This is a genomic window from Treponema socranskii subsp. buccale (assembly GCF_024181585.1).
Lineage (GTDB): Bacteria > Spirochaetota > Spirochaetia > Treponematales > Treponemataceae > Treponema_D > Treponema_D buccale.
Genome location: NZ_CP054258.1, coordinates 708,092 through 726,427 on the forward strand (window position 1 = coordinate 708,092; position 18,336 = coordinate 726,427).

The window sequence follows — 18,336 nt, forward strand, 5'->3', positions numbered from 1 at the left end:
TCAGTTTTTATTGACGCGGTCTTCCCATTTTTGCCGGCTCGCTTTCAGTTCGAGCTGCACGGGAATTTTATTAAATCCCAAATCTTCGCGGATTTTGTTTTTGAGATAGGCGATATACGTCTGCGGTACCGATTCGGGCTTTGTCGCAAAGATCAAAAACGACACGGGATTGACGCCGGTCTGCGTCATATAACGTACTTTAAAATGCGCGGTTTTCGCTGCAGGCGGCGGATATTGAAAAAGCCAATCTTTGAGCGCCGCGTTCAGCACCGACGTTTCGACTTTTCGCGTAAGCTGAGCGTAGAGTTCAAGCACCGTATTCAGCAAATCCTTGATGCCTTTGCCTTCGAGGGCGGAAATCGCAACGATCGGCGCGTATTCCATGTGACCGAACATAATGCGGATGTTTTCCGCCGCTTTGCGAAAAGCCGTGCGTCCCTTTTCCTGTGTGTCCCATTTATTGAGCGCGAAGACGATGCCGCGTCCGCGTTCGTGCGCAAGCGCGCACAATTTTTTTACCTGCTCGTCCAATCCGTCCTGCGCGTCGATCATCAATATGACGACGTCGCATTCGTCGAGCGTTTTGATCGCGCGGTTTACGGAATAGTATTCGACGTTTTCTTTTACCTTCGTCTTTCTTCGGATGCCGGCGGTATCGAGCACTTGAAAGTCGGCTCCTCCGTACGAAAAGGCTCCTTCGACGACGTCCCGCGTCGTGCCGGCGTAATCGCTGACGATCGACGCGTCGGAATGCGTCAAGCGGTTTGCGAGCGTCGATTTTCCGGTGTTCGGTTTTCCCATGATCGCGATGCGTATGACCGGTGTTTTGTCGGTTTCGACGACGGACGAAAAATCGAGGCGCGAAACGATCGCATCCGAAAGCTCGGGAATGTGATCGCCGTGTTCGGCCGAAATGAAAATCAAATCGCCGAAGCCGAATCTTGCGTACTCGTAAGCCTGTTCTCTGTTGCGTCCGCCTTCCGTTTTGTTGACGACTGCGACGACTTTGTCCCGATACGGACGCATTTCTCCGATGAGTTCTTCGTCTTCGGCGGTGAGTTCTCCGGCATCGAAGACGAGTAAAATCAAATCGGCTTTCCGTATCGCATCGAGCGAACGGTTTACGACGAGTTCGTCGAGGGCGGCTTCCTGCGTACCCGTTTTTCGTTCGAGCTTATAACCGCCCGTGTCGATGAGGCGAACGGGTTTTCCCGCTATGAGCGCCGTACCTTCGACGGGATCGCGAGTAACGCCCGGAGTCGGATCGGTGATCGCGATATTTTTTTTCATAAAGCGGTTGAAGAGCGTAGACTTGCCGACGTTCGGACGTCCTGCAATGACGACGACGGGGCAGTTTGCAAACAGCTTGTCGCGCTTTTCATCCGTTGCTTTTTGCGCGAGCGATTCCGAGCGCTTTTTTTCGAGCGGTTTTGAAAAATCAGGTTTGCGTTTTTTCTGCATAATCGATAATCCCGTTCGCCGTAATTATTAATTAATATAAATTATTGAGATGCTTTGCCGAAATCGCATTCAATTCGTCGATCGTAAAGCGCGACAAAAGCTCTTTGATGCCGGAAATCAATTTTGCGCTCATACTCAAACTGCGAAGTCCCATACCCGAAAGCACGAGAACGCTGTCGTTTTTTCCCGCCATCTCTCCGCACACGGAAACGGGTATGCCCGCTTTTCCGGCGGCATCGACCGTCATCGCGATAAGGCGCAGAACGGCCAAATTGAATTCGTCGTAGAGTCCTGATACGGCGGGATTTTCCCTGTCGATGCCGAGCGTGTACTGCGTTAAATCGTTCGTGCCGATCGAAAAAAAATCGCTGTGCTTTGCAAGCGAATCGGAAAGCAGGGCGGCGGCGGCCGTTTCCACCATGATGCCGATCGGAACCTTATCGTTGAACGGAATGTTTTCGGCACGCAGTTCGCTCCGCACCGTTTTCGCGATCGATTTGCACTGCTTCACCTGATCGACGGTCGTGATGAGCGGCAGCATGATGCGCAGGTTTCCGTAAATGCTTGCGCGGTATAAAGCGCGCAGCTGTGTTTTTAAAAGCTGCGGATAGGCGAGGGAAAGGCGTACGGCGCGCAGTCCCATGAGCGGATTCTTTTCTTCGGCGATCGGGATATCCGCCGAATGAATGAGCTTGTCGCCGCCCGCGTCGAGCGTGCGGATCGTCACGGGCTTTCCGTTCATAGCACCGAGCGCGTGCTTGTACGCGTTGAACTGCACATCTTCGTCGAAGGGGCGGTATGCGTAGTTTCCCGCTTCATGCACGGTGCTCATGTATAAAAATTCCGTTCGGAAAAGGCCGATGCCGTCCGCGCCTTCTTTTACCGCGAAGTCCGCTTCTTCCGGCGTGCCGATGTTCGCGTACAATTGGAATTTCGTGCCGTCCTTCGTTTCGGCGGATTTTGTTAAAAATATTTTAAGCTTTTCTTCGTGCGCTTTTTCCTCTTCGATTTTTTTTCGATATTCGGAGAGCGTCGCGTCGTCGGGGCCGGCGATGACTTCCGCCGTTTTGCCGTTTACGGCGACGGTTTCCCCCGTTTGAATTTGATGCGTGATATTGTTGATGCCGACGACGGCGGGAATGCCGTAGTTCCGTGCCAATATGACGACGTGGCTCGAAAGGCCGCCTTCGGTGAGCGCGAGCGCCGCGATCTTTCGTTTTGCAAGGGCGATCGTATCCGTCGGCGAAAGGGATGACGCGACGATGACCGCTCCTTCAGGCACTTCGTTTGCGTCGAATTCGCGGACGCACAGCATATCGTCGAGCACGAGGGCGAATACGTCGGTGATGTCTCTTGCCCGTTCGGCCAAATAGTCGTCGCCCGCGTTGCGCAGTTTTTCGGCATATTCGGCCGATTTTACGTCGACGACGTGTTCGATATTTACGTTCGATTTTTCATAAGAATCTTTGAGTTCGGCGGCGAAAATCGGATCGCCGAGCATGAGCGTATAGGCTTCGAGCAAATCGCGCTGCGTTTTATTCGCCGTGTTTTTCGGCAGACGGCCAAGCTCGGCGCTGAGCCTTTCGGTGACGGCGCGCACCGACGATAAAAAACGCTTCCAGCCTGCATCCTTTTCTTCTTCTCGGACGGTTTTTTGAGGAACGGTTTTTATTGTCTTTTCGGGAATGACGAACGCTTCTCCGAGTCCTATTCCGTCAGCTGCCGGAATGCCGAGAAATATTTTCATTTGTATTTTATTATAACGGCGGCTCGGAGGAGTGTCAAACAGAAGGCATCGGTTTTTTATCACGCAGTTGAATACGCGTATATACAAAACGACCGCGCGTCGTGCGCGGCCGCATCTCCTGTATAGTGCATCGGTTTGCCTTTCAATCTGTCTTCGGCATGACCGCAGGCAAGGTGCATCGTGCCGCGAGCAATTACAGCGAAACGGTATCGCGCGCCGTACCGCCAGCTTTCAAAGCGGGATAGTATCGCGCGCCGTACCGCCAGCTCTTACAGCGGGATATTGCCGTGCTTTTTCAAAGGCGTGTCCATGCTGTGCTTTCGCGCGAGTATTTCAAAGCTCCGTGCGATGCGCTCTCGCGTTTCCTGCGGTTCGATCACTTCGCTGACATAGCCGCGCTTCGCCGCGATTTTCGGCGTCATTATTTCCGTTTTATATTCTTCGGATTTTGCCGCGACTTCGGCCGCCTTCGACGGATCTTTGAGTTCTTTTGCGTATAAAATGCCGATCGCGCCTTCCGCACCCATGACTGCGATTTCCGCTTTCGGCCACGCGTACACGTAATCTGCGCCGAGGTGTTTCGAACACATTGCGATGTATGCGCCGCCGTACGCTTTGCGCGCAATGACGGTCACTTTCGGAACGCTCGCTTCGCTGTACGCATAGATCACTTTTGCGCCGTGCCGGATGATGCCTTTTTGTTCTTCCTGCGGGCCGGGGATAAAGCCGGGAACGTCGACGAAGGTTAAAAGCGGTATGCCGAACGCGTCGCAATAGCGGACGAAGCGCGCGATTTTGTCGCTCGCATCGCAGTCGAGCACGCCGCCGACACCCATCGGATTGTTTGCGACGATGCCGACGGATTTGCCTTCGATTTTCGCAAAGCCCGTGACGCAGTTTACCGCAAATTCGGCCGACGTTTCAAAAAACGAATCGTCGTCGATACAGCAGTTGATGATTTCGCGGATATCGTAACCGGCGCGCGGGTTTTCGGGGATGACTTCTTCGATACGCTTCGCTTTTTTCTTCGCGTCGAATTTGTATTTTTCGTTTTGAGTGAGATCGTCGCCGAAATAATGGGGGATGTAGTCGAGCAACGCGCGCACTTTTCGATAGCAGTCGTTTTCGCTTTCACAGCGGAAATGCGCTACGCCCGATTTTTTCGAATGGATAGCCGCTCCTCCCAAATCTTCCGACGAAATATCCATAAACATAACCGATTTGACGACTTTCGGGCCGGTGATAAAGAGTTCGCTTATCTTGTCGATTGCAAAGATAAAATCGGTGATGCCCGGCGAATACACGGCGCCTCCCGCGCAGGGGCCTGCGACGATCGAAATCTGCGGCACCGAACCGGATGCGCGGACGTTTTGATAAAAGAGGTCTCCGTAGCCGCACAGCGCGTCGACACCTTCCTGAATGCGCGCTCCGCCGGAATCGTTTATACCGATAACGGGGCACCGCGCTTCGACCGCCTTGTCGATGAGTTCGGCGATTTTTTTGCCGTGCATAAGGCCGAGCGAGCCGCCCTGCACCGTAAAATCCTGAGCGTATACCGCGACCGTCCTTCCGTTTATCTTTCCGAATCCGGTGATGACGCCGTCGTAGGGCAGGTCTTTTTTTTCCATACCGAAGCTCGTGCAGTTATGGCGCACACCCGAATAGATTTCCATAAACGAATTTTCATCGCACAGAGCGCGAATCCGTTCTATTGCGTGGAGTTTTCCTTTTTCGTGTTGTTTTTCGACATTGTATTCCATAAGACAATTCCTCGTTTCAAAATAATGTAAACGTACGCTCTATGATAACCCATCGTTTCCGCGCTGTCAATATGACAAAAATCAATTTTATGTCGAAGTCGTACCGGGACAATAATTGCAAAAACTTTTCCCTTTTGTTCCGCTTTTTGCACCGTCAGCGCCTATAACATAGATGAGCAATTATTTGCTCGCGATTATGTTCAAAGGAGGCGCACATGGATTCTCTTCCCCGTCACAAAAGCGTAGAGGAACTTACCTTTACCGATGATTTTATGTTCGGTACTATCAAAGCCTCATGGACGTAGATTGTTTACTGCGCGGGCAGAGTTATGCCGAACTCAAGGACAGTTACGTACTCTTTATCTGCACACAAGACCCTTTCAACAAAGGGTTTCCCGTATACACCTTTGAAAATACGTGCAGAGAAGAGAGCGGCCTTTTTCTTGCTGACAAATCCTATAAAGTGTTTTATAATGCAAGTGCATACGGCAAAGAAAAAGACGATGAATTACATGCACTGTTGCGCTATCTTTGCAAAAAACAGGCAACAAGTAATTTTACACAGACCATTGATGGACTTGTTGAGAGCACCAAAAACAACGAAAAGTTCAGGAGTGTGTATATGTCATTGAATATTCATAGAGATGATTTACTCAGACAAGGTTCCCTTATAGGCGAGAAAATCGGCTTTGAAAGAGGCGTTGTTGCCGGAATGAGCAAAGGCAGAAGACAAGGCATTGCACAAGGAATCAAACAAGGCTTCTCCGACGGTTCACACCGAAAAGCCTTAGAGGATGCAGGCAACTTAAAACGGCTCGGTGTTTCCATCGATATTATCACGCAAGCCACCGGTCTTTCCAAGCAGGAAGTGGAAAATATATAATCAATTAATTCGGTGTAAAACTTGTTTTTTGCTCGAATTATGTTATAATATTCAGTATGGAACAATACCGCAGCGCACACAGTATTCCGCTCCGTAACATTGCACCCCTTGCGCAACACAATGTAAAACAAATTGCACAAAGTCCCGTTCGGGTACTTGACAAAGCGCGCGGGCGCCGTATAATCGTTCGTTCGTTCGTTCGTTCGTTCGCGTAGCGTAAACTATACCCAAAACACAAAATCCGTAAAACAATTAAACAATCGCGGCCGCACGAACCCGCTGCGAAAAAAGGCTTCCGCGCTTCGCTTGTGCAGAATTTTTTTCGCAGCGGAACCCTGCAGCCGCTCTGCTTTCTTGTTTTTGCGCAGTTTGGTGTCCGCTTTACGCGAACGAACATACAACGGCAAACTTTCACAGATTCAAACTTCTCACACCACATGCACAGGACAAAACGCTGTCTTCGCGCGTTTTTTTATATCGGCAATTCAATTAAAAGAAACAGTAAGAGGAGTTTTTTATGAGCGGATTTAACTCAAGCAACAAGAAAACGAGAGTTGCGGCGCTCGTCACAGCCGCACTGATTGTACTGACGCTCGGCGCAGCACTGGTCTTTACCGCCTGCCCGAATAACGCGGGCGGAGGCACGCCGCCGGTAACAAAGTACAAGGTAGAGCTCGACCGCACTATAGGCGGCAATGTAAGGGTAACGCCTGCACTGAGCGAAAACGGCATGGCAGCCGAAAACACCGTGCTTACCTTTACGGCAGAACCGCTTCAAGGCTATGATCTTGAAAAGTGGGAGCTTGACGGCACGGCGGTAAACGGCATAGCGCTTACCTACACGCTCAAAGTTACGGCAAACGCACAGGTTTTTGTATTCTTTAAACGGAACGGTGAGCCGCCTCCTGCCCTGCACACGGTAACGCTTACCGAGCCGGAGCACGGCAGTGTAGATACTGTGCCGGTAATCCCGCCCGGCCATCAGAAAGTGCCCGAAGGTACCGAACTTATCTTTAGGGCAGTACCGGATGCAGGCTATGCGGTGAATAAATGGACGGTTTCATCGGGCTCATTTTTAGCAGGCGGCAGTCCGGGAAGCACGAACGCAACGCTTAAAATCACCGAAGACGTTACCGTAACGGTTACCTTCGGCAATGTAATCTTCGGCGTAGACGGCGGACACGGCACGCTCAAGGCGGAAGTTGACGGCGCCGAAATCGCCTCTCCTGCGCAAGTGGAAGAGGATAAAACGATTGTCTTTACCGCCTCTCCTCATGAAGGCTACATGGTAGACACGTGGACGATTACAGGCGGGCAGCTTCTTGCAGGCGGAAATCCTGAAAATACGACGGCTATGGTAAAAATAACCGAGCCGATAACGGTTGCCGTCTCCTTTAAGCTAAGACCGCCTTCCACCTATGCCGTAATCTTCGGCGTTGCAGGTACACCGCCGAACGGAAGCATAAGCGCAACATACAAGACGGGCGGAGCAGCCTTTACTTCCGGCACTGCGGTTGCCGAAAACACTGCACTCGTCTTTACGGCTTCTCCTGCAACGGACTACAAGGTGGAAAAGTGGACGGTAAACGGCACGGCCGTCCCGGGCAATACCTCAAACACCTACGAGCACACCGTAACAAAGGCGGCGGATATACGGGTATCCTTTATATCTTCAGTAACGACTCCCGATACTTTTACGCTCCCGAACGGCGCAGAGTACGAGATAACCGACAAGGCGCAGAAACTGGTGATAATGACAAAGCGGGAAAGCGATGCTGGTGGTACTGTCTATACCGTCAATGTAAATCCCGAATATTCGGGTATTACATATACCCTCACCGGTTTCAGCAAACAAAGCATAATCAACTTCGACGATTTGTGGAACTTAGAAGCTTTTGCGTTAAGCGGTCCGAGTAACTTTTTAAGCGTAGAAGGCGGGGTTTTATTCGATAAGCATAAAACAAAGCTGATTCGCTATCCGCGCAATAAAGCCGGCACCTCTTATACGGTACCTTCCTCCGTTGAAGTACTGGGGACGTACTCTTTTTCCGTCAGTCGCAATCTTACTTCCCTTATTTTACCGGACGGTCTTACAACGGTAGAAGATTTGGCTTTGTACGCTTGCCAGAAATTACAAACGGTCTACATTCCTTCATCGCTTACTTCCATAGGGAGCCACTTCCTTGGCGCCAGCAAGGTTGAAGATGTTAAGATTCCCGAAGGCGTTACCGAATTAGGCAGCCAGTTCCTTGACGGCTGCTCGGCGCTAAAAACGCTTGAACTGCCTTCTACCTTTACCTCACATTACGGTGCTTTCTGCACTGGCTGTACGGCACTGCAAAGCGTTACCTGTAAGGCGGCAGCTCCGCCCATACTGCAAGACTATGATTTTGGCGGCGTAATCTTAGCCGGCGTAACATTAAAAGTGCCCGCAGACTCGGTCAGCGCGTACCAAAATGCCCCGATATGGAAGGACTTCAAAAAGCCGTTTGTGGCACTGCCGTAATTTCAATGGGTAATGCGCTAATTTAATTACAAATTACACATTACAAATTAACAATTGAATCTACCGCTCTCAAGTTGGAGGAAACTTCGGCTCTGAGGGTGGTTTTTTTGTGTGCGGGATGAGCCAATGCCAAAACGCCTCGTATCGGCACCTCGTTCGTTACCGGTTTTATACGCCAACTATGGGAGAAAAATAATTGCAAAAACTTTTCCCTTTTGTTCCTGTTTTTGTACCGTCTGCGCCTATATTTAGGTACGGAGGTATGTATGAGAAAAAGTTTTGACGACTTAACCATCGCCGATGACTTTATGTTTTGTAAAATCATGCAGGACGAAGCCATTTGCAAGCAATTCCTTGAAATGATTTTGGCAGGGCAAATCGGGAAAATTATCTACCTGTCGCCGCAAAACAGCGTCGCAGCCGGCATCGAAGCAAAATCGGTACGTCTCGATCTGCTTGTAAAGGACGAAGCCGGCAAATCTTACGACATCGAAATGCAAGTGGCGAACGAACATAATATCCCCAAGCGTATGCGTTATTATCAGGCGGCAATCGACATCGCATTTTTAGACAAAGGTGTGCATTACAAAGCATTAAACGACAGCTACATTATCTTTGTGTGCGTGTTCGATGCAATAGGAAAAGGCAAGCCTCTTTACACGTTTGAAAATATTTGTATCGAAGACCGACAAACACTCTTACAAGACGGGACAAAAAAGGTTATAATAAATGCGGAAGCATTCAGTAAAGCCGAGAATAAGGAACTCAAAGGCTTTTTGGAATACGTTAAAACCGGAACGGTGAATACGGAGTATACCGGGAGGATAGAAACGATGATACAGACAGTAAAACACAACGAACAGGCACGGCAGGAATACCGCTTTATGTCGGGGTTTGAAATGGACGCACGGGAAGAGGGCAGAAGCGAAGGCTTCTCCGACGGCTCGCGCCAAGCAAAGCTCGAAACGGCTCGGATTTTAAAACAGCTCGGCGATTCCGTAAAAAAGATAATGCAAGCTACCGGCCTCACTCAAGAAGAAGTGGAATCGATTAGCTAATTGGTAGTTCGGTTTATTCCCGGCATCCGTTCCGCATTTAAAACCGACCGCTCTCAAGCCGAGGGAAACTTCGGCTTGTGGGCGGTTTTTTTATGTGGGGGCCTCATTACTTAAATAGTTATAGCTATCTCTTTTAAAATCCTTTAGCCTGTGGTATAATACAATCAATGAGGGGGTATGCTATGCCTACTTCAAACAGAAAATACAAAGACTCGGTCTTTGTCGACCTTTTCAGTGAAGACGAAAAAGCGAAAGAAAATTTTTTATCGCTTTACAACGCCTTACACGGTACACACCTTCCGCTTTCGTCTCCGGTAGAAAACATAAGGCTCGATAACGTTATGTACATGAACATAATCAATGACGTCTCCTGCCTTGTAGACGGTAAAATCATCGTGTTGGCAGAACACCAGTCTACAATAAACGAAAACATGCCCCTACGATTTTTACAGTATATAGCAAGGCTCTATGAAAAACTGCAAGCACCGACTGATCGGTATTTAAGAAAGCTGTCAAAAATCCCTGCGCCTGAGTTTTACGTTTTTTATAATGGCACAGAAGACTACCCTGAAACTACAGTTTTAAAACTGTCGGATGCGTTTATCACAAAGCCCGAACAAGTACCGCTTGAGTTGACGGTGCAAGTGCTCAACATCAACACGGACAAATCGAACAAAGTCCTAACGGCATGCAAGCCGCTTGAAGAATACAGCCTCTTTGTAGAAGAGGTAAGAAAACAAACCCAACTCGACAGCGAAAACGGTTTTACCAATGCAGTAAAGATATGTATAGAAAAAGGAATCTTAAAAGAATATTTAATGAGAAAATCACGGGAGGTACAATAAAAAGCATCGGCTGAAATAGTGCCTCCGCTTTTTATCTCGAGTTTGCGTCGCAAACTCGACTATAGTACGGGTGCGCTCGTGCGCACAGAAAAAACTTTTTCGGAAGTTGATACTTCCTGCAAAAGTTTTTTGAGAGGAATCAATATGTTAGTAGCCGAATATGATTATGATACGGATATTGCGGTACAGAGAGAAGAAGCAGGGCGAATAGCTTTTGCCGAAGGCGAAGAGAAAGGGTTTTCCGATGGCTCGTACCAAGCAAAGCTTGAAACGGCGGCGGCTTTTAAACGTTTCGGCTTTGATATTGACAAAATAGCCGAGGGAACCGGTTTAAGCCGCGAAGAAATTGAAAAACTGTAATTCGGTTTATTCTCCGCACGTCCTGGAAATGTGTATCGGGTAATTGATGTCGTCGACCGACCGACAATTACCCATTACAAATTATTAATTACAAATTAAAAAAGAGTTATCGATTCATCTCTGCCGCTTTTCGCACTGCGTCCGGATCGGGCACCCACGCATACTTTTCTTTGAGCGCGCTTGAGGCAAGGACGGCATCTCCTCCGTATTTTTGCAGGGCGCAGATCGCGTCGGATTTGAACGTTGCGGTGTCGACGGACACATTCTCCTCTTTTTCTTCGATGCCGGTGACGGCCCATCTGTTCTTTTTATACGTCAGCGTCACTTTATCGCGATTGCGCTCTACGATAAACTCGCCCGTTTCGCCGTCCGTGCGCACGGTGTAATACTCCGCCGTATGCGCCGCTTGAGCGCCGTCGTCGAGCGGTGCGCCTCCTTCGCTTCTTACCGGCGTTCTCTTTTCGCTCCGTTCGGGTACGCGGACTTCAAGTGAGCTTTCTTTGCCGTCGAGCGTAAAAGAAGTAATGCCGTATACGTCCCGCCTTGCCTCCGCATTTTCCTCCGAAAGAAAAGCGAACCACGTTTCCGGGGCGACGATGCCGTTTTTCGGATCGTAGGCGCTCCTCGCTTTGTTTACGACGTAGATACTGCCGACGATATCGCCGTAGCGCTTGGATACTTTGCCCGAAGACATTGCGCCGACGAGTTCGACGTTTTGCGTATGTATCGCTTCGTAAAACGCTTCGGCGACTTCAAAAGATGTAAGGCCGACGGCGGACGGTCGGCGTCGGGCATCGCGTACCGCGCTGAAAGCGAAAAACGCGATAAGGGCTGTAGCCGCAAAACAGGCCGCGATCGTTCCCGCGTTGCGTCTGAACGTACGGCGGGCGCGTAAGCTTCGTTTTTTCGTTTTATAATACGCTGCGACCTTTGCGTCGAACTCGCTTTGGGGCAGGGCTGCAGGGTGCGGTACTTCTTTCAGCGTGCCGCCTTCGATCCCGAGTTCGGCATAAAAAGCTTGAAGCGGGAACGGGTTTTCTTTTTGCCTGTCCGCCGTATGCAGTGTGTCCGCTGCGCCGTCCGTTGTATCGGACGTGTTCGTTGCGCCGTATGATTTTTTTCCCGTTTCATCGCTCGCTTTTATTTCCGCCGCGCCGTGCACACCGTGTATTGCGCGCGTGTTTTTCCTTTCCGCTTCTACGCTACGTGCCGGAAGTTCAAGCGCGGCATCGACGCTTTCGGCAAGCGATTTATCGACTCCGTTTATGACGTGCTCGAGGTGCATATAATTTTTATCGTATTCGTCGGTGCTCCGCGCGCTCTCATCGCTTTTGTCGTAAGGCATGCGTTTTGCAAGAGCGCGGTAGGCGATAACCGCCTGCGTAAAAGAAAGTGCGCTGCGTCTTTCGGAAAGCGCTTTGCTTATCCAAAAGCCCTGCAGTTTTGCATAGGATTCGCCGCCGCTCACACACGCTTTATCGAACAGCGTTTGGGGCAAAAAAAGGAGAGCCGGTTTTTTTGCAAACCCCGCCGCGTTTTTTACATAGATGCCGCCCGCACCGATGTTTTCGATTTTTACGTTTTCTTTTTTCGCCTCTTCGATTGCGCATAGTGCCGCATAGGAAGCGGCCGCCGCCGCATAGCGTTCGGCTTCTCCGCCTCTTTCCGCCCTCAAAAATATTTCCGCAAGAGAGAGCATCTCTTCATCTTCACCGAACCGCCCGAAAAGGTGTACGTGCGCGCCGTCTCCGTCTCCGATCGTTTTGACGCCGTCGAACTTCCATTCGGAAAACGAAAAGGTCATATCGGATCCGAAGTTTTTGTCCGCGCAGGCGGCGATGCCCGATTCGGAAAGCAAATTTGAAAGACGGGTTTTGGCAAATGCCGATTCGCTTAATCCCGTATCGAATATAATTTCACTCATAATTTTATTACACAATCATTTGGAAACTCCGCATTCAGCCGCCGGCGTTATCGTCTGCCTTCGGGCGAATACAAATATCGGAAGTAATCCATATTCGTGCTGTACGTCGCATCGCGGCCTTTAAGCGTATTTGCATACGATTCCATGCTTTTCCAAAACGCGTAAAATTCCGGATCGTGGTTGTACGCTTCGGCATAAATACGCGCCGCTTCCGCGTCCGCCTGTCCTTTGATTTCTTCGGCGCGGCGATACGCGTCGGAAGAAATCGTGCGCTTTTCGTTTTCGAGCCGTCCGATCCATCCCGTTTTTTTCGCTTCTCCGAGCGAACGGTATGCCTGTGCGACTTGGCTGCGGTCTTTTATCATGCGGTTGTATACGCTTTCGGTGAGTTCGTCCGAATATTTTATTTGCCGCGGTACGATGTCGATAACCGTGATGCCGTAGTCCGAAACGAGGGCGTTTGCGGCGGCGGTCATCTCTTCGCAGAGCGCGCCCCGTCCGCGTACGACCGCTTCGATCGTCGTATTGACGTTTACAAGCGATTCGATTTCTTTCGTCTCTTCGTCTTCCGCTGCGACGGCCTTTGCCGCGCGCTCGTTGATGATGTTCGAAGAACGCACGATTTCGCTCAATCGGTTTGCGGTGACGACCGTACGCGTCGCCGAATCGATGATGTCGCTCAGGCGATTGCTTGCGTTTTCGATCGTTTTAAAACTCGTGTAGAACAATTTCGGATCGGCTATCTTCCAGCGGCTCGTCGTGTCGACGACGATAAATTGATTTTCCTTTGTCGGGATGCGCTGCGGATCGCCGTCGATTGAAAGGATGCGTTTCGGATACGTCGTCACCATATCGGCTGCGGGGATTTTAAAATACAATCCCGCATCGGTGCGGACTTCGGCGATGCTTCCGAATCTCGTGACGACCGCCTGATTTCCCTCTCTGACGATATAGAGCGGGCCGGATGCGAAGAAAAAAATTAACAAAAATAAAAAAACGACGAGGGGCAGTACGATACGTTTGATCGATTTCATTGCGCGCCTCCTTCGGAAGCCGAAAGCTGTTTTATAGGCAGTACGTTTTGGAGCCTCCCGTCGATGAGCGTACTCTTCGTGTCGGAATTGAAAAGGGCGTCCATCGTTTCCAAATACATACGCTCGCGGGTGACGCGCGGCGATCGACGGTATTCTCGGTACACGGAGTTGAAGCGGGCGACGTCTCCTCTCGCGCGGTTTACGCGCTCGGCCGCATATCCCTGCGCAACCGAAATCTGTTTGTCGGCTTCACCCTGCGCTTTCGGAATTTCGGCGTTGTACGCTTCTTTTCCTTCGTTGATAAATCGGTTCATATCCTGTATCGCTTTGTTGACGTCTTCGAAAGCATCCTGCACGCCCTCGGGCGGAACGATGTTTTGCAGTTTGACCGTCGTAACGTGTATGCCCAAACCGAGCTTTGCAAAATTGTCGTTCATCATATCGCGCGACTGCATTTCGATGTTCGTGCGTTCCGCGCTCATAATGTCGAGGATGGCGCGGTCGCCGACGAGCGTATTGATCACCGAGCGGGATATGTCGCGGATCGTACGCGTGCGGTCTTCGACGTTGAACTGCCACGCTTTCGGATCGACGATGCGGTATTGAATGATCCATTCGACGTCGACGATATTCAAATCTCCCGTGAGCATCGTGGATTCGGCGACGATACCGTTTTGATAGCGGCTGTTCCGCTTCATTTCGATCGTCTGAAAACCGAACTGTTCCGTCTGAACGACTTGCACCGGAATATTGTAGTTTTTGTCGATGCCGAAGGGCAGCTTAAAATGCAGACCCGGGCCGACGGTTTCGACGTATTTGCCGAATCTCGTGATGACGGCCTGCTCCGTTTCATCGACGATGTAAAAATTGCTTTTTACCGCCGACGCTCCGATAAAGAGGGCGAGCAGCAGCGCGTAGGACGACGGCTTTGAAAAAAAACGCCGTGTCGATTCTTTTGTTATTTTTCCCATAGTATTCCTCATTTCAAATATAACATAAAACGTCAGCCATATCATCAATAGGCGAATAATTGCAGTTACTGTATACTTTTGTATACAGTCCGCGTATTTATATGTATTTGCGTATAAAAAAGTATACAGCGTCTTATTTTATATACAGCTTATTTTCTTATTAAAGTCATAGTTCGTTCGGATACCGGTATTTAATTTGTTGTATTATAATGAATTATAAATTTATATAAAAATCGGCGTTATTTCCTAACTTGGCATATTTTTTGCAATATAGATAGTCGAGGGTTTGTCTGCACAAAAATATATCGGAGAGATGACAAGGGATGATGCCCCGTTTTGAAAAGGACGGAGGGCATATAGACCCGGATTTTTGAGCCGGAGCGGATGTATGAAAACACAAAACGACACCGTGTATGCATTGTATCTCAATGAAATCAAATCCTATCCCTTGCTTTCCGAATCGGAAGAAAAATCGCTGTTGAAAAAAATTGCGGCGGGCGATGAAAAAGCGAAGACGCGATTTATCAATTCGAATTTGCGTCTTGTCATCAGCATTGCCGGCCGTTTTGCCGATTCGAATACGTCTTTTATGGACTTGATTCAGGAAGGAAATATCGGTTTGATGACCGCCGTTTCAAAATTCAAAATCTCGTTCCGTACGCGTTTTTCGACCTACGCTTATCCGTGGATAGTGCAATATATGCAGCGCTACGTGCAGACGAAATCGACGGATATCTATATCCCCGACAATAAAATCGTTCTGCTTCGGGAAATAAACGAAGTTCGTGCCGAGCTTTTTTCAAAAAACGGCTTTATGCCGTCCGATGCGGATATTGCCCGAGTTTTACATATCGAAGAAAAGACGGTGCGCGATATTTCCGTCATGCCGTGGAACGTCATACGTTTCGATTTGCCGTGCAGCGACTATGAAGATACCGTATGCGGTGACGGCATTCCCGATACGACTTCCGGTCCTGAAGAGACTGCAATCGGAAAAATCTTAAAACAGGAAGTTCGCGCTTTTATCGATTCGATGCCGGAAGACGAACGCAGAGTTATGCTCTGCCGCTACGATTTCGACGGCATGGGACAGCGGACATTATTTGAAACGAGCGCGCTGCTCGGCATTTCCTCGGAAACCGTACGCAAAATCGAAATCCGCGCCCTGCGTTTTATAAAAGAAAACGTATCGGTTTTCGAAAGTGCGGCGGAGGAAACGCTGACGGCATAAACATACCGCATAGAGAACATCGGAGACAGAGAGAGTTTCTGTGCGCCGCTGCAGGGCAATATAAAATGCTTTGCAGCGGTTTTTTATTTTATAGACGGAACTTTGTATTTCATTTATGATGTAACAAATCGCCGCCTATCGGCCGGTTCCGGGAGAAATTATGCGTAAATCGATTATCGCGCTTGCAGTGTTTTGCTCGGTGTTTTCAGCGTTCGCTCAAAAAAACTTTACGGTTTCCGAATTCAAATTTTATGTTGAAAATTATAAAATCGCATCCGGTGCCGAGGGCGAAACCGTTTCAATAAAAATAAAAGACGTGCTCTCTTCCGAAACGCAAAACAGCTTGGTGACGCTGACGTGGAAAACCGAAAATTCCAAAAACCTGTATTTCGATTTGGATCTGTCGGAATGCACTTACGCAGACGACGATTGCATACTCGAGCTTTTTCATATCAAAAATGTGTGCAGATGCGTACTGCCGATGAGCACAAAATGTCTCCGTTATTTTGACTGTATGCAGCTCGAAGAGATAAGGCTGCCCGACGGGCTTGAGGAAATTAACTATAATGCATTTTTTGACGTGCCTTCATTAAAACGCATCGAGATTCCTGCGAGCGTACGCTATGTCGGGGCCTGCGCTTTCGGCGATTGCTCTTCGCTCGAATACATACTGATCGATAAAAATGCGAATACCGAAAAGTGGTCGCTTGCGTGGAATGCGTGGAACGATGCAAAAATCGTTTATTCGGATGAAAAAGATTTTTCCGATAAAAAGACCGATAAAAAAAACGATGAGCCGCCTGCAGGGGAAAGAGGCACCGTCGCTTTTGACCATGCCAATTATCACATGTGGGACGATATCGCTTATACGATAACGCTTGCGGAAAAGCCCTCGAAAACGCAAAAGGCGAACATATTCGTATACGATGTGCATAACGGCGGCGAGCTGATGGGTAGGCTTCCTATCAAAATCAAAAAAAATAAAACGGTCTATACTTTTACCGGCGTTCCGACAAAACACTTCGAACTTCCGGAAACCGATTTGATTTATACAATATTGAAAGAATGTCATGAGTATTGGGCAAAAATGAAATTCGTCCTCGTGTTAAAAAACGGCGACAGGATCGATTTGGCGGGTTCGGCAAGGTGTTATGTAACTCTGCCGTAGATTTTTTTTAGGCGATATTTTTTCTTACGGATATTTTTTTCGAGCGTTTCCAAAACCTGCGATACGTGATAGAATACGCGCTATGGCACAAAATGGACGCACATGCGGGCGGAAAACCGTTTCGCGATCTTCGACTCGAACAAAGTCCGCCCCCCGTCGGATTCAGGGCAAAAAACATAAAATCGTATTTTCTTCCATGCAGACGGCGATCCTGTGTGTTTTGATCGTCGCCGCCTGTTTTGCAGTCCTCATCGTCAATTCGGGACGCAATCCGAAAAATACCGCCGTCGAGCAACAGATCGCCTCACAAAACGCGGATGGCGCGGGCGATGCGTCGCGCACGGCGGAGGCTCGGCAAAACGCCGATCGGCAAAGTTCACAAAAGCCGCAGCAAAGTGCGGGAAATTCCGCTGCGCGGCAAAGCTCCGGAAGGGAAGCGCCGCGGAGCGATGTGCCGAAAAAAAACGCATCTGCGGGAGAAATTGCAACGCAAAAGGAGCGCGTGGTCGAAGCGCAGGTTCATCGAAGCGCGGACAATAAATCCTCCGGCAGTGCAAAGCCCTCGTCTTCCGCACCCAAGGGGCAGCAGGCAAATCCCGCATCCGTAAAGCCGCTTTCGTCGGTAAAGCCGTCGTCTTCCGCGCCCCTGTCTCCGGCAGTACCCGTCTCGTCTCTTCCCGACATTCCGCAGGCAGTAAACGGCGCGAAGCTCGTTTTCGTATTCGACGATGCGGGTCAAAGTCTTTCGCAGCTTGAAAAATTCCTTTCGCTCCCGTTTCCGATCACCGTGTCCGTTTTGCCCAAGCTCGTGCATTCGAAAGCGTGCGCCGACAAAGTGCGCGCATCGGGCAACGAAGTGATGCTGCACCAGCCCATGCAGGCGGTAAACTTGAACGTCAATCCCGGCCCCGGCGCGGTTACGGCGAATATGCAGACGTCTTCGATCGAAGCGCTTATAAAAGAAAATATCGCCGAAATCGGCCCGGTCGCCGGAATCAACAATCACGAGGGTTCTCTCATCAGCGAAGACGAAATGAAAATCGGAGCTGCGATGCTTGCGGCAAAGGAGAGCGGCGTCTTTTTTCTCGATTCGCGAACGACGAGCCAAACGCGCGTACCGCAGGCTGCTATGGCGCTCGGCATACCCTATTATTCGCGGAACGTGTTTCTCGACAATATCAAAGACCGCGAAAAAATCATCCGCGAAATCATGCGAGGCATCGGCATTGCGAATGCGAACGGAGCTGCGATCATGATAGGGCATATATGGTCGGCGGATATTCTGCCGGGCATATTGATCGAATTCTATCCCGCGCTGAAAAACAAGGGGTATGCGTTTACGACGGTGAGCAATTCCGGCGCGCTTATCCGCCCGTAAGCTGTTTGGA

12 protein-coding genes and 2 pseudogenes are annotated in these 18,336 nt (G+C 49.6%); 8 read left to right on the forward strand and 6 right to left on the reverse strand.

Going from position 1 to position 18,336, the window contains the following annotated elements; all coding sequences use genetic code 11:
• From der to HRI97_RS03165, 3 genes are all read right to left on the reverse strand, one after another.
• Entirely contained in the window at nucleotides 1-1,461 is a 1,461-nt protein-coding gene (gene der, locus HRI97_RS03155) for a ribosome biogenesis GTPase Der (protein WP_253726483.1), read from the reverse strand.
• Nucleotides 1,462-1,492: 31 nt separating this feature from the next.
• The gene (gene ptsP, locus HRI97_RS03160) at nucleotides 1,493-3,208 is read right to left on the reverse strand and encodes a phosphoenolpyruvate--protein phosphotransferase (protein ID WP_253726485.1); all 1,716 of its coding nucleotides are present in this window, start codon (nucleotides 3,206-3,208) and stop codon (nucleotides 1,493-1,495) included.
• 269 nt (nucleotides 3,209-3,477) lie between these two features.
• A complete protein-coding gene (locus tag HRI97_RS03165; protein WP_253726487.1) occupies nucleotides 3,478-4,968 on the reverse strand; it encodes an acyl-CoA carboxylase subunit beta in 1,491 nt (496 codons plus the stop codon).
• A 295-nt stretch (nucleotides 4,969-5,263) separates the two neighbouring features.
• On the opposite strand from HRI97_RS03165, the gene HRI97_RS03170 reads away from it, so the two are divergent.
• From HRI97_RS03170 to HRI97_RS12685, 5 genes and pseudogenes are all read left to right on the forward strand, one after another.
• Entirely contained in the window at nucleotides 5,264-5,851 is a 588-nt protein-coding gene (locus HRI97_RS03170) for a hypothetical protein (protein ID WP_253726489.1), read from the forward strand.
• A gap of 517 nt (nucleotides 5,852-6,368) precedes the next feature.
• Entirely contained in the window at nucleotides 6,369-8,357 is a 1,989-nt protein-coding gene (locus HRI97_RS03175; protein ID WP_253726491.1) for a leucine-rich repeat domain-containing protein, read from the forward strand.
• Between the two features lie 266 nt (nucleotides 8,358-8,623).
• Entirely contained in the window at nucleotides 8,624-9,415 is a 792-nt protein-coding gene (locus HRI97_RS03180) for an Rpn family recombination-promoting nuclease/putative transposase (protein ID WP_253726493.1), read from the forward strand.
• Nucleotides 9,416-9,597: 182 nt separating this feature from the next.
• Nucleotides 9,598-10,254 (forward strand): annotated as a pseudogene (locus HRI97_RS12680) (Rpn family recombination-promoting nuclease/putative transposase); the annotation flags it as partial.
• 144 nt (nucleotides 10,255-10,398) lie between these two features.
• A pseudogene (locus tag HRI97_RS12685) lies at nucleotides 10,399-10,620 on the forward strand (hypothetical protein); the annotation flags it as partial.
• 106 nt (nucleotides 10,621-10,726) lie between these two features.
• Here HRI97_RS12685 and HRI97_RS03190 read toward each other — a convergent pair.
• Genes HRI97_RS03190 through hflK form a run of 3 tightly spaced genes read right to left on the reverse strand, consistent with a single transcriptional unit; the run spans nucleotide 10,727 to nucleotide 14,549 of the window.
• Nucleotides 10,727-12,544 carry a hypothetical protein gene (locus HRI97_RS03190; protein WP_253726495.1) on the reverse strand — a complete coding sequence of 606 codons (1,818 nt, stop codon included), beginning with the start codon at nucleotides 12,542-12,544 and terminating at the stop codon, nucleotides 10,727-10,729.
• Nucleotides 12,545-12,591: 47 nt separating this feature from the next.
• The gene (hflC, locus tag HRI97_RS03195) at nucleotides 12,592-13,578 is read right to left on the reverse strand and encodes a protease modulator HflC (protein ID WP_253726497.1); all 987 of its coding nucleotides are present in this window, start codon (nucleotides 13,576-13,578) and stop codon (nucleotides 12,592-12,594) included.
• Nucleotides 13,575-14,549, reverse strand: coding sequence for an FtsH protease activity modulator HflK (hflK, locus tag HRI97_RS03200; protein ID WP_253726498.1), 975 nt, complete (start codon nucleotides 14,547-14,549; stop codon nucleotides 13,575-13,577). Before hflK ends, hflC begins: the two co-directional genes overlap by 4 nt.
• Nucleotides 14,550-14,937: 388 nt before the next feature.
• Between hflK and HRI97_RS03205 the strand changes: the two genes are divergently transcribed.
• The 3 genes from HRI97_RS03205 to HRI97_RS03215 all read left to right on the forward strand — a co-directional run bounded on the left by HRI97_RS03205 (nucleotide 14,938) and on the right by HRI97_RS03215 (nucleotide 18,326).
• Nucleotides 14,938-15,780, forward strand: a complete 843-nt coding sequence (locus HRI97_RS03205; RefSeq protein WP_253726500.1) for a sigma-70 family RNA polymerase sigma factor — start codon at nucleotides 14,938-14,940, stop codon at nucleotides 15,778-15,780.
• Between the two features lie 160 nt (nucleotides 15,781-15,940).
• A complete protein-coding gene (locus tag HRI97_RS03210; RefSeq protein ID WP_253726502.1) occupies nucleotides 15,941-16,948 on the forward strand; it encodes a leucine-rich repeat protein in 1,008 nt (335 codons plus the stop codon).
• Between the two features lie 82 nt (nucleotides 16,949-17,030).
• The gene (locus HRI97_RS03215) at nucleotides 17,031-18,326 is read left to right on the forward strand and encodes a divergent polysaccharide deacetylase family protein (RefSeq protein ID WP_253726504.1); all 1,296 of its coding nucleotides are present in this window, start codon (nucleotides 17,031-17,033) and stop codon (nucleotides 18,324-18,326) included.
• Nucleotides 18,327-18,336: the final 10 nt, after the last annotated feature.

What these genes read in the sequence shown, in the direction of transcription:
- HRI97_RS03175 (WP_253726491.1), top strand. Translation starts at nt 6,369, where the DNA reads ATGAGCGGATTTAACTCAAGCAACAAGAAAACGAGAGTTGCGGCGCTC.
- HRI97_RS03190 (WP_253726495.1), bottom strand. Translation starts at nt 12,544, where the DNA reads ATGAGTGAAATTATATTCGATACGGGATTAAGCGAATCGGCATTTGCC.
- HRI97_RS03170 (WP_253726489.1), top strand. Translation starts at nt 5,264, where the DNA reads ATGGACGTAGATTGTTTACTGCGCGGGCAGAGTTATGCCGAACTCAAG.
- HRI97_RS03205 (WP_253726500.1), top strand. Translation starts at nt 14,938, where the DNA reads ATGAAAACACAAAACGACACCGTGTATGCATTGTATCTCAATGAAATC.
- HRI97_RS03165 (WP_253726487.1), bottom strand. Translation starts at nt 4,968, where the DNA reads ATGGAATACAATGTCGAAAAACAACACGAAAAAGGAAAACTCCACGCA.
- HRI97_RS03180 (WP_253726493.1), top strand. Translation starts at nt 8,624, where the DNA reads ATGAGAAAAAGTTTTGACGACTTAACCATCGCCGATGACTTTATGTTT.
- HRI97_RS03210 (WP_253726502.1), top strand. Translation starts at nt 15,941, where the DNA reads ATGCGTAAATCGATTATCGCGCTTGCAGTGTTTTGCTCGGTGTTTTCA.
- HRI97_RS03215 (WP_253726504.1), top strand. Translation starts at nt 17,031, where the DNA reads ATGGCACAAAATGGACGCACATGCGGGCGGAAAACCGTTTCGCGATCT.
- hflC (WP_253726497.1), bottom strand. Translation starts at nt 13,578, where the DNA reads ATGAAATCGATCAAACGTATCGTACTGCCCCTCGTCGTTTTTTTATTT.
- der (WP_253726483.1), bottom strand. Translation starts at nt 1,461, where the DNA reads ATGCAGAAAAAACGCAAACCTGATTTTTCAAAACCGCTCGAAAAAAAG.
- ptsP (WP_253726485.1), bottom strand. Translation starts at nt 3,208, where the DNA reads ATGAAAATATTTCTCGGCATTCCGGCAGCTGACGGAATAGGACTCGGA.
- hflK (WP_253726498.1), bottom strand. Translation starts at nt 14,549, where the DNA reads ATGGGAAAAATAACAAAAGAATCGACACGGCGTTTTTTTTCAAAGCCG.